15 protein-coding genes are annotated in these 16,012 nt (G+C 44.0%); 4 read left to right on the top strand and 11 right to left on the bottom strand.

The genetic code is table 11. The annotated features are described in order from the left end of the window. Nucleotides 1-6 precede the first annotated feature (6 nt). Both DW251_RS10055 and DW251_RS10050 read left to right on the top strand, forming a co-directional pair. Nucleotides 7-798 carry an ATP-binding cassette domain-containing protein gene (locus tag DW251_RS10055; protein ID WP_118300952.1) on the top strand — a complete coding sequence of 264 codons (792 nt, stop codon included), beginning with the start codon at nucleotides 7-9 and terminating at the stop codon, nucleotides 796-798. Then, nucleotides 776-1,558 (top strand): ABC transporter permease, encoded by a 783-nt coding sequence (locus DW251_RS10050; protein ID WP_021869105.1) that lies wholly within the window; start codon nucleotides 776-778, stop codon nucleotides 1,556-1,558. Before DW251_RS10055 ends, DW251_RS10050 begins: the two co-directional genes overlap by 23 nt. A gap of 109 nt (nucleotides 1,559-1,667) precedes the next feature. On the opposite strand, the gene nagE is transcribed toward DW251_RS10050, so the two are convergent. The 6 genes from nagE to DW251_RS10025 form a co-directional block, all read right to left on the bottom strand. Further along, entirely contained in the window at nucleotides 1,668-3,125 is a 1,458-nt protein-coding gene (nagE, locus tag DW251_RS10045; protein WP_021869106.1) for an N-acetylglucosamine-specific PTS transporter subunit IIBC, read from the bottom strand. Between the two features lie 102 nt (nucleotides 3,126-3,227). Continuing rightward, the gene (locus DW251_RS10040; protein WP_021869107.1) at nucleotides 3,228-3,716 is read right to left on the bottom strand and encodes a PTS glucose transporter subunit IIA; all 489 of its coding nucleotides are present in this window, start codon (nucleotides 3,714-3,716) and stop codon (nucleotides 3,228-3,230) included. Between the two features lie 218 nt (nucleotides 3,717-3,934). After that, nucleotides 3,935-4,933 (bottom strand): Na+/H+ antiporter NhaC family protein, encoded by a 999-nt coding sequence (locus DW251_RS10035; protein ID WP_243034919.1) that lies wholly within the window; start codon nucleotides 4,931-4,933, stop codon nucleotides 3,935-3,937. Further along, nucleotides 4,882-5,250, bottom strand: coding sequence for a hypothetical protein (locus DW251_RS18305; protein ID WP_243034923.1), 369 nt, complete (start codon nucleotides 5,248-5,250; stop codon nucleotides 4,882-4,884). The genes DW251_RS10035 and DW251_RS18305 overlap by 52 nt, the downstream gene beginning before the upstream one ends. A 148-nt stretch (nucleotides 5,251-5,398) precedes the next feature. Continuing rightward, complete coding sequence (locus tag DW251_RS10030; protein WP_118300950.1) at nucleotides 5,399-6,634, bottom strand: dicarboxylate/amino acid:cation symporter; 1,236 nt, start codon at nucleotides 6,632-6,634, stop codon at nucleotides 5,399-5,401. Between the two features lie 18 nt (nucleotides 6,635-6,652). After that, a complete protein-coding gene (locus DW251_RS10025; RefSeq protein ID WP_243034917.1) occupies nucleotides 6,653-7,522 on the bottom strand; it encodes an aminotransferase class I/II-fold pyridoxal phosphate-dependent enzyme in 870 nt (289 codons plus the stop codon). Here DW251_RS10025 and DW251_RS10020 point away from each other — a divergent pair. Next, nucleotides 7,517-7,969 (top strand): MarR family transcriptional regulator, encoded by a 453-nt coding sequence (locus DW251_RS10020; protein WP_243034916.1) that lies wholly within the window; start codon nucleotides 7,517-7,519, stop codon nucleotides 7,967-7,969. The two genes, DW251_RS10025 and DW251_RS10020, sit on opposite strands and share 6 nt — an antisense overlap. Nucleotides 7,970-8,122: 153 nt before the next feature. Here the strand turns inward: DW251_RS10020 and DW251_RS10015 are convergent, their stop codons facing one another. Together DW251_RS10015 and DW251_RS10010 are read right to left on the bottom strand one after the other, a co-directional pair. Beyond that, nucleotides 8,123-10,699 carry a heavy metal translocating P-type ATPase gene (locus DW251_RS10015; RefSeq protein WP_118300946.1) on the bottom strand — a complete coding sequence of 859 codons (2,577 nt, stop codon included), beginning with the start codon at nucleotides 10,697-10,699 and terminating at the stop codon, nucleotides 8,123-8,125. Between the two features lie 107 nt (nucleotides 10,700-10,806). Next, nucleotides 10,807-11,115, bottom strand: coding sequence for a metal-sensing transcriptional repressor (locus DW251_RS10010; protein WP_021869113.1), 309 nt, complete (start codon nucleotides 11,113-11,115; stop codon nucleotides 10,807-10,809). Between the two features lie 262 nt (nucleotides 11,116-11,377). Between DW251_RS10010 and DW251_RS10005 the strand changes: the two genes are divergently transcribed. Continuing rightward, a complete protein-coding gene (locus DW251_RS10005; RefSeq protein ID WP_118300944.1) occupies nucleotides 11,378-12,631 on the top strand; it encodes a RelA/SpoT domain-containing protein in 1,254 nt (417 codons plus the stop codon). A 99-nt stretch (nucleotides 12,632-12,730) separates the two neighbouring features. Here the strand turns inward: DW251_RS10005 and DW251_RS10000 are convergent, their stop codons facing one another. The 3 genes from DW251_RS10000 to DW251_RS09990 form a co-directional block, all read right to left on the bottom strand. Then, on the bottom strand, nucleotides 12,731-13,732 hold the full coding sequence (locus tag DW251_RS10000) for a DUF3878 family protein (RefSeq protein ID WP_118300942.1): 1,002 nt from the start codon (nucleotides 13,730-13,732) through the stop codon (nucleotides 12,731-12,733). Beyond that, nucleotides 13,729-14,754 carry a transglutaminase domain-containing protein gene (locus tag DW251_RS09995; protein ID WP_021869116.1) on the bottom strand — a complete coding sequence of 342 codons (1,026 nt, stop codon included), beginning with the start codon at nucleotides 14,752-14,754 and terminating at the stop codon, nucleotides 13,729-13,731. Before DW251_RS09995 ends, DW251_RS10000 begins: the two co-directional genes overlap by 4 nt. Before the next feature lie 249 nt (nucleotides 14,755-15,003). Next, nucleotides 15,004-15,954, bottom strand: a complete 951-nt coding sequence (locus tag DW251_RS09990; RefSeq protein ID WP_021869117.1) for a GTP-binding protein — start codon at nucleotides 15,952-15,954, stop codon at nucleotides 15,004-15,006. Nucleotides 15,955-16,012: the final 58 nt, after the last annotated feature.

Below are 16,012 nucleotides of genomic sequence, written 5' to 3'. Positions count from 1 at the left end.
CTTTCTATGAAACCCAAATTGCAGGTTTCCAGGGTCAGCTTTTCCTACCATAGTAAAAACAGGGAAACGCTGGCCCTTTCTGATATTTCTTTTAACGTAGATACCGGAGAATTTATAGCCATTGTAGGTCCTTCCGGCTGCGGAAAATCCACTCTTTTATCTCTCTTATGCGGACTGAACATGCCGGAAGCAGGCGCCATTTTTCTGGATGGGGAACTTTTGGAAAAAAATCCCAAAAATGCCACCGGGATCGGCTGTATGTTCCAGAAGGACCACCTTTTTGAATGGCGGGATATTTTTTCCAATGTTTCCCTTGGACTTGAGATCCAGAAAAAATTGAATACTGAAACAAAACAGGAACTTTCTGACCTGCTCTCTGACTATGGACTTGCCGGTTTTGAACACGCAAAGCCCTCTGCCCTTTCCGGAGGTATGCGTCAGAGAGCCGCTCTCATACGTACACTGGCACTGAAACCGGATCTGCTTTTATTAGATGAGCCATTTTCTGCCCTTGATCATCAGACAAGGCTTATGGTATGTGATGATATCAGCTCTATTTTAAGGAAAAATGGAAAGACTGCTATTTTAGTGACCCACGACCTGTCAGAAGCTATCAGTTTTGCTGACCGTATTATCGTCCTCACTCCCAGACCCGGCCGTATCCGCACAGTCCTTTACCTTTCTTTTCCTGATGACTGTAACAGCCCCCTAAAAAGGCGCAACTGTCCGGAATTTTCCCATTACTTTAATACTTTATGGAAGGAGCTGATAAAAGATGACCAGACAGCAGGAATATGAAGCCCGCCTCCTTTTGCAGACCCGCCAGATCCGGATCTGCCGTATAATGATTCTGATCCTGTTTTTATCCCTCTGGGAGCTGACTGCCTCTCTTGGCCTGATCAACCGCTTTATCTTCAGTTCCCCTTCCCAGATCCTTTTCTGTCTGTGGAACATGCTTCTTGATAAGAGCCTTTTTCTCCATACAGGGGTAACCTTAACAGAAACCCTTTTAAGCTTTCTTTTATGTACCCTTATCAGCCTTTTAACTGCCCTTTTTCTCTGGTCCAGTCCTTTTGCAGCCCAGATTTTTGAACCGTTTCTGGTACTTTTAAACAGTCTTCCAAAATCGGCTCTCGCCCCTCTTCTTTTAGTATGGCTTGGAAACCGTATGCGCACAGTTATCGTAGCCGCTGTGTCCATTGCTGTTTTTGGCTCTGTTATGACTCTGTATACAGGCTTTAACCAGATGGATCCAGACAAAATACGTTTGATCTATGCCTTAGGCGGCGCAAAAAAAGAGGTACTTACCAAGGTTCTTCTTCCTGGAAGCCTTCCTCTGTTAATGAGCACTATGAAAGTAAATATCGGTCTCTGTCTGGTCGGTGTGATCATCGGGGAATTTTTAAGCGCCAAAGCAGGACTTGGCTACCTCATCACCTATGCTTCCCAGACCTTTGAGATGACAAAACTGATGAGCGCCCTGATCATGCTCTGCCTGTTGTCCTGTGTGTTGTATCAGGCAGTAGGGATGCTTGAGAAACAATTTTTAAAACAATGACCTGAAAATAAAACAAGATCGCAGCAAAATGACGTTTTAAATGCCGCTTTGCTGCGATCTTTTCCATATGATCTAACTTAATTTTCCAGATAAATTTTTCAGATACTCTTTATTTGCACAGCTTCTTAAATTCATCTGCTACAAACTGTACCTGTGTTCCGATGATAACCTGTACAGAGGTCTTGCTTGGACGCATCACACCTGCAACACCGGCAGATTTGATCACTTTTTCGTTGACCTTTGTATAGTCTTTTACTTCCAGACGAAGTCTTGTAATACAGTTGTCAATGGAAGCCACATTTTCAGGACCGCCAACGCCTTCCAGGACTGTCTTTGCAACAGAAGTATAATCATTGTTTGCTAAAGTTGCCTTTAACTCTTCTGCATCATCATCTTCACGTCCCGGAGTCTTTAAGTTAAACTTGGCAATTGCGAAACGGAATACAACATAGTAAAGAACGCCAACTGCCAGACCTACCGGGATCAGCAGCCATGGATTTTCTGCAAGTGGTGTAAAGGAACTGAGTACCATATCAACAGCACCGCCGGAGAAGGAGAAGCCTGCACGGATCGGCAGGGCAACGGTGATACCTGCTGTAATACCTGCTAACAGAGCATGTACTACATACAGTCCCGGAGCAAGGAACATAAAGGAAAACTCGATTGGTTCTGTAACACCTGTAAAGAAAGAACAGAACGCTGCGGAAGCTAAAAGTCCGTAAACAATTTTCTTCTTACCAGGTTTTGCAGTCTGATACATAGCAATGCAGGCTGCCGGAAGACCGAACATCATAAATGGGAAGAATCCGGTCATGTACATACCAGTCTGTCCGTAAACACCGGTATTGCCCCAGAAATTGCTCAGGTCACTGATACCTGCTACGTCAAACCAGAATACAGAGTTTAACGCATGGTGCAGGCCAAATGGGATCAGAAGCCGGTTAAAGAATGCATAGATACCTGCTCCAACAGCACCCATTCCGATAAATGCTTCGCCTAATGCTACCAGACCACCGTAAACCAGAGGCCATACAACAAACAGGACTAAAGCTGCAACTATGGAATAAATAGCTGTAAAGATCGCAACTGCTCTCTTGCCGCTGAAGAATGCCAGTGCATCCGGCAGTTTTACAGTCTTATATTTGTTGTAACATGCAGAACCGATGAGACCGGAAAGAATACCAACGAACTGGTTGACGATCTTTCCAAATGCAGGTGCTGCCTCATGTCCGGTAATACCGGCAACAGCACCGGGACTTAACAGTGTGGTGATCATGTACATGGAAACAAGACCTGCCAGACCTGCTGTACCATCTGAGTCATCTGCCATACCTACGGCTACACCTACTGCAAACAGCCAGGACATGTTATCGATCAACGCACCCCCTGCTTTGATCAGGAACAGTCCGATTGAGTAAGCTAAGCCCCCCGCAGTAAATCCCTGAACCTCACCTGCCATAGCTGCCGGTGCCAGGATGTATCCGATACCCATAAGGATACCACATACTGGCAGACACGCCACTGGAAGCATCAGTGACTTACCAAGTTTCTGAAAGAACTTCATCATAACTAAAAACCCCTTTCTTTTGTTGCCGTTTTTTTATCCCGGCTTATTTATTTGAACCCTTCTCCTGGTTTCAAATCCCCTTTATATCCATGTTGATGTTCATTACAGAGTAATGATCTCGTCCATGGCTTTTACGGCTTTTCCCGTATGGCATACCATATCCGGGAAATCAGAAACATTGCAGACGATCACCGGTGTTATTACCTCATAACCCGCTGCTTTGATCTGCTCTATATCTGCTGTAATCAGCAGATCCCCTGCCTTTACTGTGTCACCCTGTTTTACATGGGTGATAAAGAACTGCCCCTTTAAATTCACAGTGTCTAAGCCAATGTGAACGATCACATCTGCACCGCTCTCTGTACGGATACTGACCGCATGTCCGGTTTCAAATAATACAGTTACCTCTCCGGATGCAGGCGCTTTAAATTCATTTTCCGAAGGCAGGATGGCTACGCCTTTTCCCAGTATCTCCTGGGCAAATGCAGGATCCGGCACCTCGCTTAAAGGCACTGCCTGACCGGCTACAGGTGCAAGGATCTGGCCTTCCTCTTTTTTTCCACCGAATAATTTTTTAATTCCCTGAAACATAATAATTCCCCCTTAAAACAAAAACCAATTTTGAACAAATATCTGTTTCACATAATATCGTTCAAAATTGGTTTTGCGTGTTGCCTTAGAGCAACCAATATTATCAAGAAAATAACGATAGAGCTATAATATCATCATTACCCCTATAAGTCAATGCACTTTCTTTCGGTCTTTGTCTATTTTACCGAAAAATCCTATTTTATTATTGCTTTTTCTGCCTATTTTTTCTGTTTTTCTTCCGCTGTCCTTAAAAGTCCTGCCTGGATCGTGATGCAGGTTGCAATAATCAGGAATAATGGGTAAACAGAGTATGGCAGGATAGCAAACGGGGATATGTTCGCCATTTCAGATGTCATCAGCATACCGCCGTCATGAGGCATAACAGCTAAGAATGCACAGGCAAAAATATCTACCAGGCTTGCCAGACGCTTTGGCGCGATCTTGTACTTGCTGCCGATCTCTTTTGCAATAGGACAGGTAACGATGATAGCAATCGTATTATTGACCATAGCACCGGATAAAATACCGGAAAGGATACCGATACCATATTCTGCCTGTTTTCTGTTTTTGATCTTTTTGGTGATCGTATCGATCATCCATTCAATACCGCCGTAATACCGTACCAGACCGATCACACCGGATACCAGGATAGCAACAATACTGATGCTGAACATATCAGCCATTCCATCACCTACTGCCATGGCGATATCAAAGAAGCCTACATTTCCCTGTAAGAGTCCTACAATAAAGGTCATTAAAATACCAATGAACAGTACCACAGCTACATTGATACCCATTAACGCAGTTACTAAAACGACAATATAAGGAGCGATCTGGAACAGGTCAAAAGCACCTACTTCAATGCTTCCGCTGCCTGCTCCCCCTATAAATCCATAAAAGATCAGAGAAAGAACAGCTGCCGGAAAGGCAATGAAGAAGTTCATGCGGAACTTATCACGCATCTCAGATCCGCAGCCTTCTGCTGCTGCAATGGTGGTATCAGAGATCATGGACAGGTTATCACCAAAATAAGAACCGCCGATCACTGCCGCACAGACGATAGCCGGATTTAAGCCTGCGCCTTCCGCTACGCCCAAAGCAACCGGAGCCATAGCTGCCATGGTACCCATGGATGTTCCGATGGCTGTAGAGATAAAGCAGCACATCATAAATACGCCAGGAACCAGAAGTTTGACCGGAATATAGTGTAAACACAGGTTAATAACAGAAGTCTTGCCGCCAATAGCTGCTGCTGCGCCCTGAAATCCGCTGGCATAAGATAGATCAGAACGATCATCATAACACCGCTGCGGCCCATATTTTCCGTAAGGACATCTACCTTCTCTGAAATCTTCACCCCCGGTGCCAGAATAAGGGCAGACGCAATTCCCACAAGCAACGCTACATGGCGTGGGAAATAGCCAAAAGGACTTTCCGCTCCCATAACCGAAAACACAATACCACAACCAATGTAAGTTCCTAAAAATATGATCAGCGGCAGAAAGGCCAACGCCCCCAGTTTCTTGTTTTCCATAAGAAATTCTCCTTTTCGTGCCTGCATCTTCTGCAAAGCATTTTTGTATTCCCATTAAACCATTATAAATGCTTGTAAAGAAACGCGCAATACCCCCCATATGTCAGATCCGGTCCGACCATGAGGGATGCGTAGTTATATTATTATTTTATGCTGCTTTTTGTGCCATTTTTTTTCTGTGGATCCAGTCTTTTCCTTCTACAAATCTTGTAATGACCATGACAAGTCCAGTATCACCTGTTACATTGACTACAGTTGCCGGTGCATCGGTAATGGTTCCGATGAGAACCATGATCGGGATAGCTACTGTAGGGAAGCCGAATGCAGATATGATAAAGATCTCAGCTACATAACCGCCTGCAGGGATTCCTCCCATAACAACAGATGCGATAACAGCTACCAGGATAGACATTAAAATGTTTCGTGGGGTTGCATATTCCATATGGAATACTGAGCATAAAAACGCTACCTTAATGATCTGGATCACACATGCGCCATCTTTGTGAAGATTTGCACCTAAAGGAATAACAAGATCTGCAATCTCATCGGGAATACCAATTTTCTTTGCCTGCTGTAAATTAACTGGCAGAGTTGCTGCTGAAGAGCAGGTACCAAGAGCAGTTAAGGTAGATGGCACGCAGGTTGCCCACCATATGCGTACACCTTCCATGCCGCCACCGATATAAGCAAATACTGTCTGTGAAACAACATAATAGGCAACGATCACAAACAGGTACATGACAATTGCTTTTGACAACGGTCCGATCACATCACTGCCGTTAGAACCGATCAGGATCGCAAAATAACAGCCAAGTCCTAAAGGGGCCAGTTTCATAACGATATTGATCACGTTTACGATAGCTGCTGTAAGGCGATCCATAGCTTCTACGATCGGCTTGCCCTTTTCACCGGTCTGGATGATCGCAATAGAGAAAATAACAGTAAATACGATCAGTGCCATCAGGTTAGATTTAGAGAACAGAAGCGGGAAATCACCGACTGTAAACATTCCCAGTACATTCATGCTTCCACTGGCATCTGCTACATCCTGTGTTAAAGAAACAGTAGAACCTTCCGCCGGATCAATGACCAGACAAGGAGCTACCATAAACAGGCATGCAATAACACCGGAGACAATAACACCGATCAGGAAGATCATTAAGATCTTTCTGAGTTTTGCAAGATCCTGCATTTTTGCGATCGCCGCTGTTAAAGAACAGAAGATCAGCGGTACAACACAGCAATACAGCAGATTTAAAAATGTATCGGCAATGGGCTGGAGCACACTTGCTCCAGGTCCCCAGAAAAATCCAATCACACCGCCTGCTACCATAGCTGCCAGCAGTAAAATAGACGATTTATATGTATTCCAGAAAGTTTTCATCTCTTATCCTCCCCCTGACTATGCCCACTTTGTGTGGTTGTCCAGTGCAGCTTTTAACTGCTCCATTGCCTTTACTACGGTAGCTCTCGGGCATGCAAGGTTAAATCTTTCAAACTGTGCAGTTGCCGGTCCGAATACCTTACCGCTGTCTAACCAGAGATGTGCTTCTTCTACCATAATGTGCTCTAATTCTTCATCTGTAAAACCATATCCTGAAAAATCAACCCAGGTAAGATAGGTTCCTTCAGGATCTACGAATTGAGCCTTCGGGAAGTTTTCCTTTACGAAATCACGCATGTAATTCATATTTCCGGTAATATACTCTACCAGTTCATTTACCCATTCATCACCCTTTGTATAAACAGATTTTACTGCAACCTGTCCCATAATGCTTCCCTGGCTGTAACCTGCTGCTACATTTGCCTTACGGTATGCTGCGCGGAGTTCCTGATTTTTAATAATAATGTTGGCTGGCTGAAGTCCTGCTACGTTAAAAGTCTTACTTGGAGAAGTATACAGTACCAGACTGTTATGGTACTTTTTATCCAGAGTCATGAAGCTTGTAAATTTGAAGCCAGGATATGTAAAGTCACAATGGATCTCATCATCCATGATCACTACATTGTGCTTTAAGCAGATATCTCCCATTTTCTCCAGTTCTTCTTTTGTCCATACTCTGCCAACAGGGTTGTGAGGATTGCACAGGATAAATACTTTTACATTGTTATCTACGATCTTCTTTTCAAAATCTTCAAAATCAATGGTGTATTTTCCATCTTCATAATGCAGCTGGTTATTTACAAAAATTCTTCCGTTATCTTCGATCACTTCGCGGAATGGATAGTAAACCGGCTGCTGGATCAGAAGCGCATCGCCTTCTTTATGCATTATAATGACTACATCATGTCCGCACACCAGTATGGTGATAACTATACGCTTACCATGATGGAAGTCCACACACTCAGTTATATTGAAGACCATCCCGGAACCTCTTCCGGTGAACTGATCCAGTACTGGGATAAAACAAAGGGAACTATTTCCCAGATCCTTACTAAATTAGAAAAACTGGAACTGATCGAAAAGCGCAAAAAAGATGGAAACGCGAAAAACCTTTATCTATATGTGACAGCAGAAGGTTCCCGTGTCAGTAAGGCACATAAAATGTATGATATCCTGGATATCGCCAAGACCATGTCCCAGCTTCAGAAACAGTGCAGCGCCGAAGAGATCGAGGCATTTTACCATGTGATCTCTGTTTACAACGAAGTCATTAAAAAAGATTTTGAGATCAACAAATCCCCACGCAAACGGACAGACGTAACACCTCTTCCCTGATTTTTTTATATACTAAATTTATAAAAAGAATGTGCCGTGGCACAAAAAACGCAGAAACCCATCTTTTCGGACCGGTTCCTGCGTTTCTTTCATTCATTTTATACTATTTTGTATTTTATACTATTTTATTCATTTTTGTTCATCTATGATCGCTTACTGAACAGAAACTACCTTATAATCCTTATCTTCTACTGCCTTTGTAAGGACTGCATTATCTACGTCCTTATCTAAGGTTACAACAGCAGTTCCCTTTTCGTGGCTTACTTCTGCGCTCGCTACTCCGTCTAATGCTTCCAGAGCCTTCTTAACAGCTGCCTCGCAGTGTCCGCACATCATTCCCTCAATTTTCATAGTCTTTGTCATTGTTTTGTTCTCCTTTTTTGTTTCTGTATTTATTTCTGCCGCAGCAACTACTGCTCCTGCAGGAGCGGCTGCTTTACGGCGGATCTTCTTATCTTTGCGGCTGTCTTTGATATTTAATAAATTCAGCCTTAATGCATTGGTCACAACGCAGAAGCTGGATAAGCTCATGGCTGCTGCACCAAACATCGGGTTTAACTTCCATCCAAAGATGGGGATCCAGATACCTGCTGCAAGGGGGATACCGATCACATTGTAGAAGAAGGCCCAGAACAGGTTTTCATGGATGTTTCTAAGGGTTCCGCGGCTTAAACGGATGGCTGCGGGCACATCACTTAAGCGGCTCTTTACCAGAACGACATCTGCTGCGTCAATGGCAACGTCTGCACCGGCTCCAATGGCAATACCCATATCCGCTCTTGTGAGAGCAGGGGCATCATTGATACCGTCACCAACCATGGCAACTTTTCCCTGTTCTTTTAACCTGCGGATCACTTCTTCCTTACCATCCGGAAGAACGCCTGCGATGACACGGTCTACGCCGGCCTGGCGGCCAATGGCCTTGGCTGTGCGTTCATTATCACCGGTCAGCATAACTACTTCAATACCCATATTCTGCAGCTCTTTTACTGCCTGTGGGCTGTCTTCTCTGATCACATCGGCAACTGCGATCATACCTGCAAGTATACCATTTTTTAAGAACATAAGAGGTGTTTTTCCCTCTTCTGCCAGTTTTTCTGCCTGGCTTTTTATCTTTTCGGATATCTCCGTCTGGCTCTGTGCAAATTTCAGGCTGCCGCCTTTTACATCCGCATCTCCCACTTTTCCTTCCAGGCCATTTCCCGGAAGTGCCTTAAATTCACTAACCGGGATCTGTTCTGCCTGTTTTTCTGCCCCATAGGCTACGATCGCCTTTGCTAACGGATGCTCGCTCCTGCTTTCCAGTGAATATGCTAATTTTAACAGCTCTTCTTCTGAAGTTCCATCTGCCGCCAGTACATCTGTTACTTTTGGCTCACCACTTGTAATGGTTCCTGTTTTATCTAATGCAACGATCTCAACTTTTCCTGTTTCTTCCAGGGAAACGGCAGTCTTAAAGAGGATACCGTTCTTTGCACCCATACCATTTCCTACCATGATCGCAACCGGTGTTGCAAGTCCCAAAGCACAAGGGCAGCTGATAACCAGAACAGAAATACCTCTTGCAAGGGCAAAACCAACGCTTTCACCTGCGATCAGCCATACAATAACCGTCAGCACTGCAATGGAAATAACAGCAGGAACGAAAATACCGGAAACTTTATCTGCCACTTTTGCGATGGGTGCCTTGGTAGCTGCCGCGTCACTGACCATACGGATGATCTGGGAGAGTGTAGTATCTTCTCCTACGCGGGTAGCTTCACAGCGGATAAAACCGGACTGGTTAATGGTGGCTGCGGAAACACGGTCTCCTGCCTGCTTGTCTACAGGAATACTTTCACCTGTAAGAGCAGCTTCGTTTACAGCGCTGTTTCCTTCTAATACGACACCATCTACCGGTATATTTTCACCAGGGCGGACAACAAATACATCACCGATGCGTACCTGTTCAACAGGTACTTCTGTTTCTTTTCCCTCTTTTTCCACTACGGCAGTCTTTGGTGACAGCTTCATCAGGCTCTTTAAGGCATCTGTAGTCTTTCCTTTGGAACGGGCCTCTAACATTTTTCCGACTGTGATCAGTGTCAGGATCATGGCAGCGGACTCAAAGTAGAATTCATGCATGTAGCCCATCACTGCCTCTGCATCTCCCTGATGTTCAGCATAAGTCATGGCAAACAGTGCATAGGAGCTGTAGCCGAAGGAGGCAAAGGAACCTAAGGCTACTAAGGTGTCCATGTTTGGAGCACCATGGAACAGGCTCTTAAAACCGTTAATAAAGAACTTCTGGTTGATGACCATAATGATCACTGTCAGATACAGCTGTACCAGACCCATCATCACATGGTTGCCGTCCATAAATGCCGGCAGCGGCCAGTTCCACATCATATGTCCCATGGAGAAATACATAAGGACAAGTAAAAAACCTACGGAATATAATAAACGTTTCTTTAAAATAGGAGTTTCATGGTCTGCAAGGGCCTCTTCAGAAGCTGCAGCGCTGTTTGCTCCACCGTTTTTTTCTCCTTCGGCATCTTTTGCAGACGCGCCATAGCCTGCATCTGCTACTGCTTTTATGATCTCCTGGTCTGTGGCACTTCCTTCCACGCCCATGGAGTTGGTTAAAAGGCTGACAGAGCAGGAAGTTACTCCCGGCACCTTGGAAACCGCCTTTTCTACACGGGTGCTGCAGGCTGCACAGCTCATTCCCGTTACTGTATACTGCTTCATTGTATTACTGGCTCCTTTCTTATACCTGTTCATACCTGTTTAGGTTCCACACACGGTCGTGCTCCACTGCCTGCTGACGCAGGCGGAACCTTCATTTTCCTCTCCACTTATTTCATAAGTTTCTGCAAGGTGGTCACCAGTTCATCGATCACCTCATCTTTTCCCGCTCTTATATCTTCTGCTACACAGGTCCTGATATGATTTGCAAGAAGGACCTTATTAAAACTGTTTAACGCTGCATTGGCTGCAGCCACCTGTATTAATATGTCCGGACAATAAGCGTCCTTTTCCACCATCCCTTTAATTCCCCGTATCTGGCCTTCAATGCGGTTTAAGCGGTGGATCAGGTCTTTGTATTCCTTTTCTGAACGCTCTTTTGTTTTATGGTGGCAACAGCAGCATTTTTCTTCTTCCATAAACGTTCCTGTCTTTCTCCTTTATTTTCCCACCATTCCCCTGGGAATATACGCATTATATACCCCACCAGGGTATATTGTCAAGTAGGCTGTTCCCATAATTTTTCTCATTAAGATATTTTGGCTGGACCATGATCATTTTCCCCCCGGATACTGCTCTCTTTCTTGCAGAGCGATTGCTCCTGTGCTATAATAGTGACAGAAAATTCTGAAAATTACTATATCTGTATTTTTACAGATATCCGACTGCAAAGGAGGATTTATGGATCTGATCAACCAGTTTATTGAAAACTATAAAAAGAAACTTACTTTTTATGAAAATCTGGGACGTATTTCCTCTTCTCAACTGGAAGATGCCTTACAGTCAGCCGGTATCCGGGCTATGGTCACTTACAGGATCAAAAACCCCGGCCGTTTAAAAAGTAAGATACTGCGCAGAAATGTCAAGCGCACGGTTCCCTATAAGAACATGAAAGAGATCTACGAGGATATTGCTGACCTTTGCGGCATCCGTGTGTCCCTGTATTTCCCAGGTGACCGCATAAAAGTAGACTCCCTGATCAGCGATCTTTTTCAGGTGATCGAGCGCAAACAGTTCCCGGAACAGTCCAAACCGCCTACCTATAACAAACGTTTTTCCGGCTACTGGGCCAATCATTACCGGGTGCATATGAAAGAGGAAATGGTACAGCCTTCCGAAAAACGCTACTGCGCTGCCAGGATCGAGATCCAGGTAGCTTCTGTCCTGATGCATGCCTGGTCTGAGGTGGAACATGACCTGGTGTATAAGCCTATGCAGGGAACACTTTCTGAGGAAGAACTGGCTATCTTAGATGAATTAAATGGTCTGGTGCTTACCGGTGAAATCGCCCTGGAACGGCTTCAGGCTGCTGGAAATGAAAGGATTCAGAACAGTAAAGCTACTTTTGCCAATCAGTTTGAGCTTGCCTCTTATTTATATAATTATTTAAGCAATAATTTCCTTCCGGAAGATATCAAGCTTCGTATGGGAAATATTGAGCTGCTGTTCCGCTTTTTAAGCAGCTTAAAGATATTACGGGCAAAAGATATCGGACCTATCGTAAAGTCTGTAAAATTTGAAAAAGACAAACGTACCATTTCCCAGCAGATCATTGACCAGATCATCAGCGGAAATGAAAAGAGATACCAGGCATACCAGAAGCTGCGCTCCGATGACTCCAATTTAACGGTGGAACATCAGGAAGCCATCAACTACTTCTTTGGCCAATGGGTGCCTCTTGAAAATCTCTTAAACCGTGTGACCAAGCGCAGTTCCCGTTCCGTAAGCGTATTTAATATCAACGCTTTAAAACGACTGGGAGTGCTTGATAAAGAATGTATTAACCAGATCGCCTTTTTACGAAAAATGCGAAATTCCCTGATCCATGATATTGAAGTACCGGAAGCTTCTTATATCCGGGAACAGGGCGAGGAAGCGAAAGTTTTACTGGAAAAATTAACGAAATTATTAGAAACGAAAACAGCAGAGGGGTAAATTCCTCTGCTGTTTTTATATAATAGATATTGTCTGCAAAACCTGCCAACAGCCGCACGGGGCTGATGCATAGCAGTATGTGGTTATGATCATTTGCAATTATCGGATTTCTTCAACTGCAGATATGCGATTTCCCTTCTTAACTGTAAACTGCATTACATACACTTTAAAGGGTCCATCGTCGCCTTTTGCAAAAGGTTCTTCTCTAAAGATTTCCGCCTGTATCCCCTGTTTTTCAAGATCTCTTTTACGTTTGTTGGCTTTTTCAAACAGAATTTTATGCTTTTTTTCGTTCTCTTCTCCAAAATAACGTCTTGGATAAATGACCGCTGCCTGATCCATCTGCCGGATCAGATGATCGGTTACTCTCTTATGGGCTTCTCTGTGAAACATCCAGGCAATGTATCTGGCAAGTACCCTGACGGGGTATCTTTTATACAGGGATACCATTTTTGCAAACCAGGTATCTTTCTCCTGTTTTGCAGCCTCTTCCACCAGTTTTGCTGCCAGCGGCGAACATTTCCACGGTTCTTCTTTTTCTCTTACATAGGCCAGTGAAGCTGCCGGATAAAACAGATAACTTAAAGGCGGAAATTCTCTTAAAGATGCCAGTTTTTTCTCTTCTTCACTGCAGCAATCTTCTCCCAGATATTCCCATTTATCCCCTAAAATAGCGATCTTATATTCTAACTGGCGCAGATACTCATATCCCTTCACCCAGAAATGACCGATCTCACCATAATCATACAGCTCACATTCCAGGCTGATATCTTTAAAAAACAGGGTGCAGACTGTATCTCCCTGATGGACCGCCAGGATATACCGCCCCTTTTCTTCACCTTCCGCGTCCGTGTTATCTGTTTCTTCTTTATCCAGGGAAGCGCTTAGTTCTCCCTCGTAATCCGGCAGGTAATTTCCTGTAAGCACTGCCTCATGGAATACCAGAAAGCTTTCCGCTGTGTCATTCATCATATACACCAGACGGATATCCGATGGCTTTTTCCTCTCATCACCAACCGGCAGATTCAAAAGTTCAAACTGCCCCTGTTCCAACAGATCTGCCAGCTTTTCAAATTCCATTCCCGAACAGTCTAATCTCACTCCTGCTCTCCTTCATTTGCCTCTTCCATAGTAACATTTTCCTGGCCATCTTCCACATACTCCAGACGCAGCACTGCCTGGGGCCAGTTTAAAGCAATACGGGCTACTTTTCCCTTTTCTGCTCCTGCTTTTTTGATCAGATCCAGCAATTCGTCCAGGACTGCCCTTGTAAGATAACCGCCTCTCCAGTGAAAGGTAAGCATTTTTCCCTTTTTCGCCGCCTGAAGAGAACGTTTATACACATCTTCTGTCTTTGTAAAGGACATTTTCTTCTCTTTGTAATAAAAATGATCCCCGTCCGTACAGGCCGGCGCCGGCGCGATCAGCGGCTCATGGTCCCGGAAAATATTTTTATCATCCAGATTAAAGTAATCGTAGCGGATCTCCTTTGCACCAAAGCTGTGCTTACCTAACGTATTGTCAAAGGTAGCATCCAGGTGATAATACGTGCCGCCAATTTTTACAATATTCCAGGTATGACGGTATTTGATCCCTTTTTCAGGATTATTTCCGCAGATAGCGATCATACACCAGATACCTAAGGCGTCACAAAGCACTTTTACAGATTTGGCGATCCCTTCACATACCCCTACACCCTGTCCTAAAGGACCGATGATCTCATGAGAATAAGATTTCTTTAACTTATCATAATGTACATTTTCACAGATAAAATCATGTACATACTTTTCTTTTTCCCATTCCGAAAGCTTCATAGCAGGGCGGACCAGCTTTTCCACTCTGGCTTTTAATGCTTTCTGGTGTTCTTTGATCTTTCCTTTTTCAAAAATATACTCCGGCAAAAAAGTGATATTGGCCGAGTCCTGATAATACCGGTAATGAAATCCCTCTGCCCAGAAGATCTCCGGATGGTCCAAACGCAGCTGGAAAAATACGTCGCTTAGTTCCCGTCCTTCTAATTTCGGCACCTGGAAGCTGTCGGAAAGTGCCATGAGCCCCTGGTAAATGGCATAGTAGACAGCCTGTTGGGGCTTGCTCATCTTTGTATAGTAATATGGTTCCATAATAATTTCCTTTCATGATCAGATGAAAGTCACCGTAAAAAAGCTGATGTCATCTGCAATCCATCTGTCTCACAGAAGCCATCAGCTTTTTCTTAATGTCCTCTCAAAATCTTTCTGTGCCTGATTTTGTGAGAACATTTTATTTATGCACAGAGCATCTGCAACTCTGCCATATCTGTCCTTGTCCAACGGGAAATATTATAACCTGTCCCTTATCTTTTGTAAACTGTTTTTTGTTTAAAACCTGGCTTAAACATCCGGTTTACGGCCTAAATAAAGAGCTGCTGCCTCTTTTGAAAGGTTTTCGCCAATAACGATCAGCACTTCCTGGCCTTTTGGCGCCGGTTTCAGAGAAAATTCCCTGCTGGTGGCATTTAACTCCAACCAGCCGTTTTCTCCCTTTTTTATATAGCCTTTGATGCGAAAGATCTTTCCGCAGGAAGGATCCCTAAACATATTTTCTACTGCTGTTTTTAGCTGATCCGGATCCATGGAAAAATTCAGATAGTACAGAGAATCAAACACTTTCCCCTGTTCTAAATGCATTTTTTCATAATCTTCCATGCGGTATTCACAATTCAGCAGACGCTTATAATCAGCCTCTTCCAGATCTTCCCAGTTTTTGCACAGGATCTGATCCAGGGTAAACCTTCGTTTACAATGTACCTGTTCCATTGCCTGGTTCAGATAAGAAAGGGTGGCTTTCAACTGTTCTTGAGACACTTCATCGCATTTACTGAAAAGCACGCAGCCTGCATCTGCTACTTCTGATGCCAGCAGATATTTTGCCTCTTTTGAAAGATCCTCTTCCAGGCCTGCATCCACCAGTGCGATCACATTTCCCGGCTCATAAAAGCGGTCTAACGGCTCTTCATAAAGGGTGTCAAAAAATTCATCCACATCATAAATGCCAGACGGCTCTACGATCACCCGGTCATAGCCTTCCATAGCCATTGCGATCAGCTTGGTTTTAAATCTGCGTCTGTGGCAGTCTGCGTCACAGCCTCCGGCGATCATTTCCAATGTGCAGTTATCCCCTTCTAAATCCTGTAAAAGGAGCATATCCACATTGATGGCGCCAAAATCATTTTCCAGTATTCCGATCTTCTTTCCCTGTTTCATCAGATAAGAAGCATACTTTTTTATAAAAGTTGTCTTCCCGGCACCTAAAAATCCGGTGATCAGATCGATCTTTATCATATCTTTCACTCCTCGTATAATATCTTTTAGATACATAAATACATATATTTTGGTTAAT

Source organism: Clostridium sp. AM22-11AC (assembly GCF_003473545.1).
In the GTDB taxonomy this organism is placed as follows: Bacteria; Bacillota; Clostridia; order Lachnospirales; family Lachnospiraceae; genus Enterocloster.
Note: the sequence above shows the minus strand (reverse complement) of the source record. Positions and strands in the feature narration are given on the sequence as shown.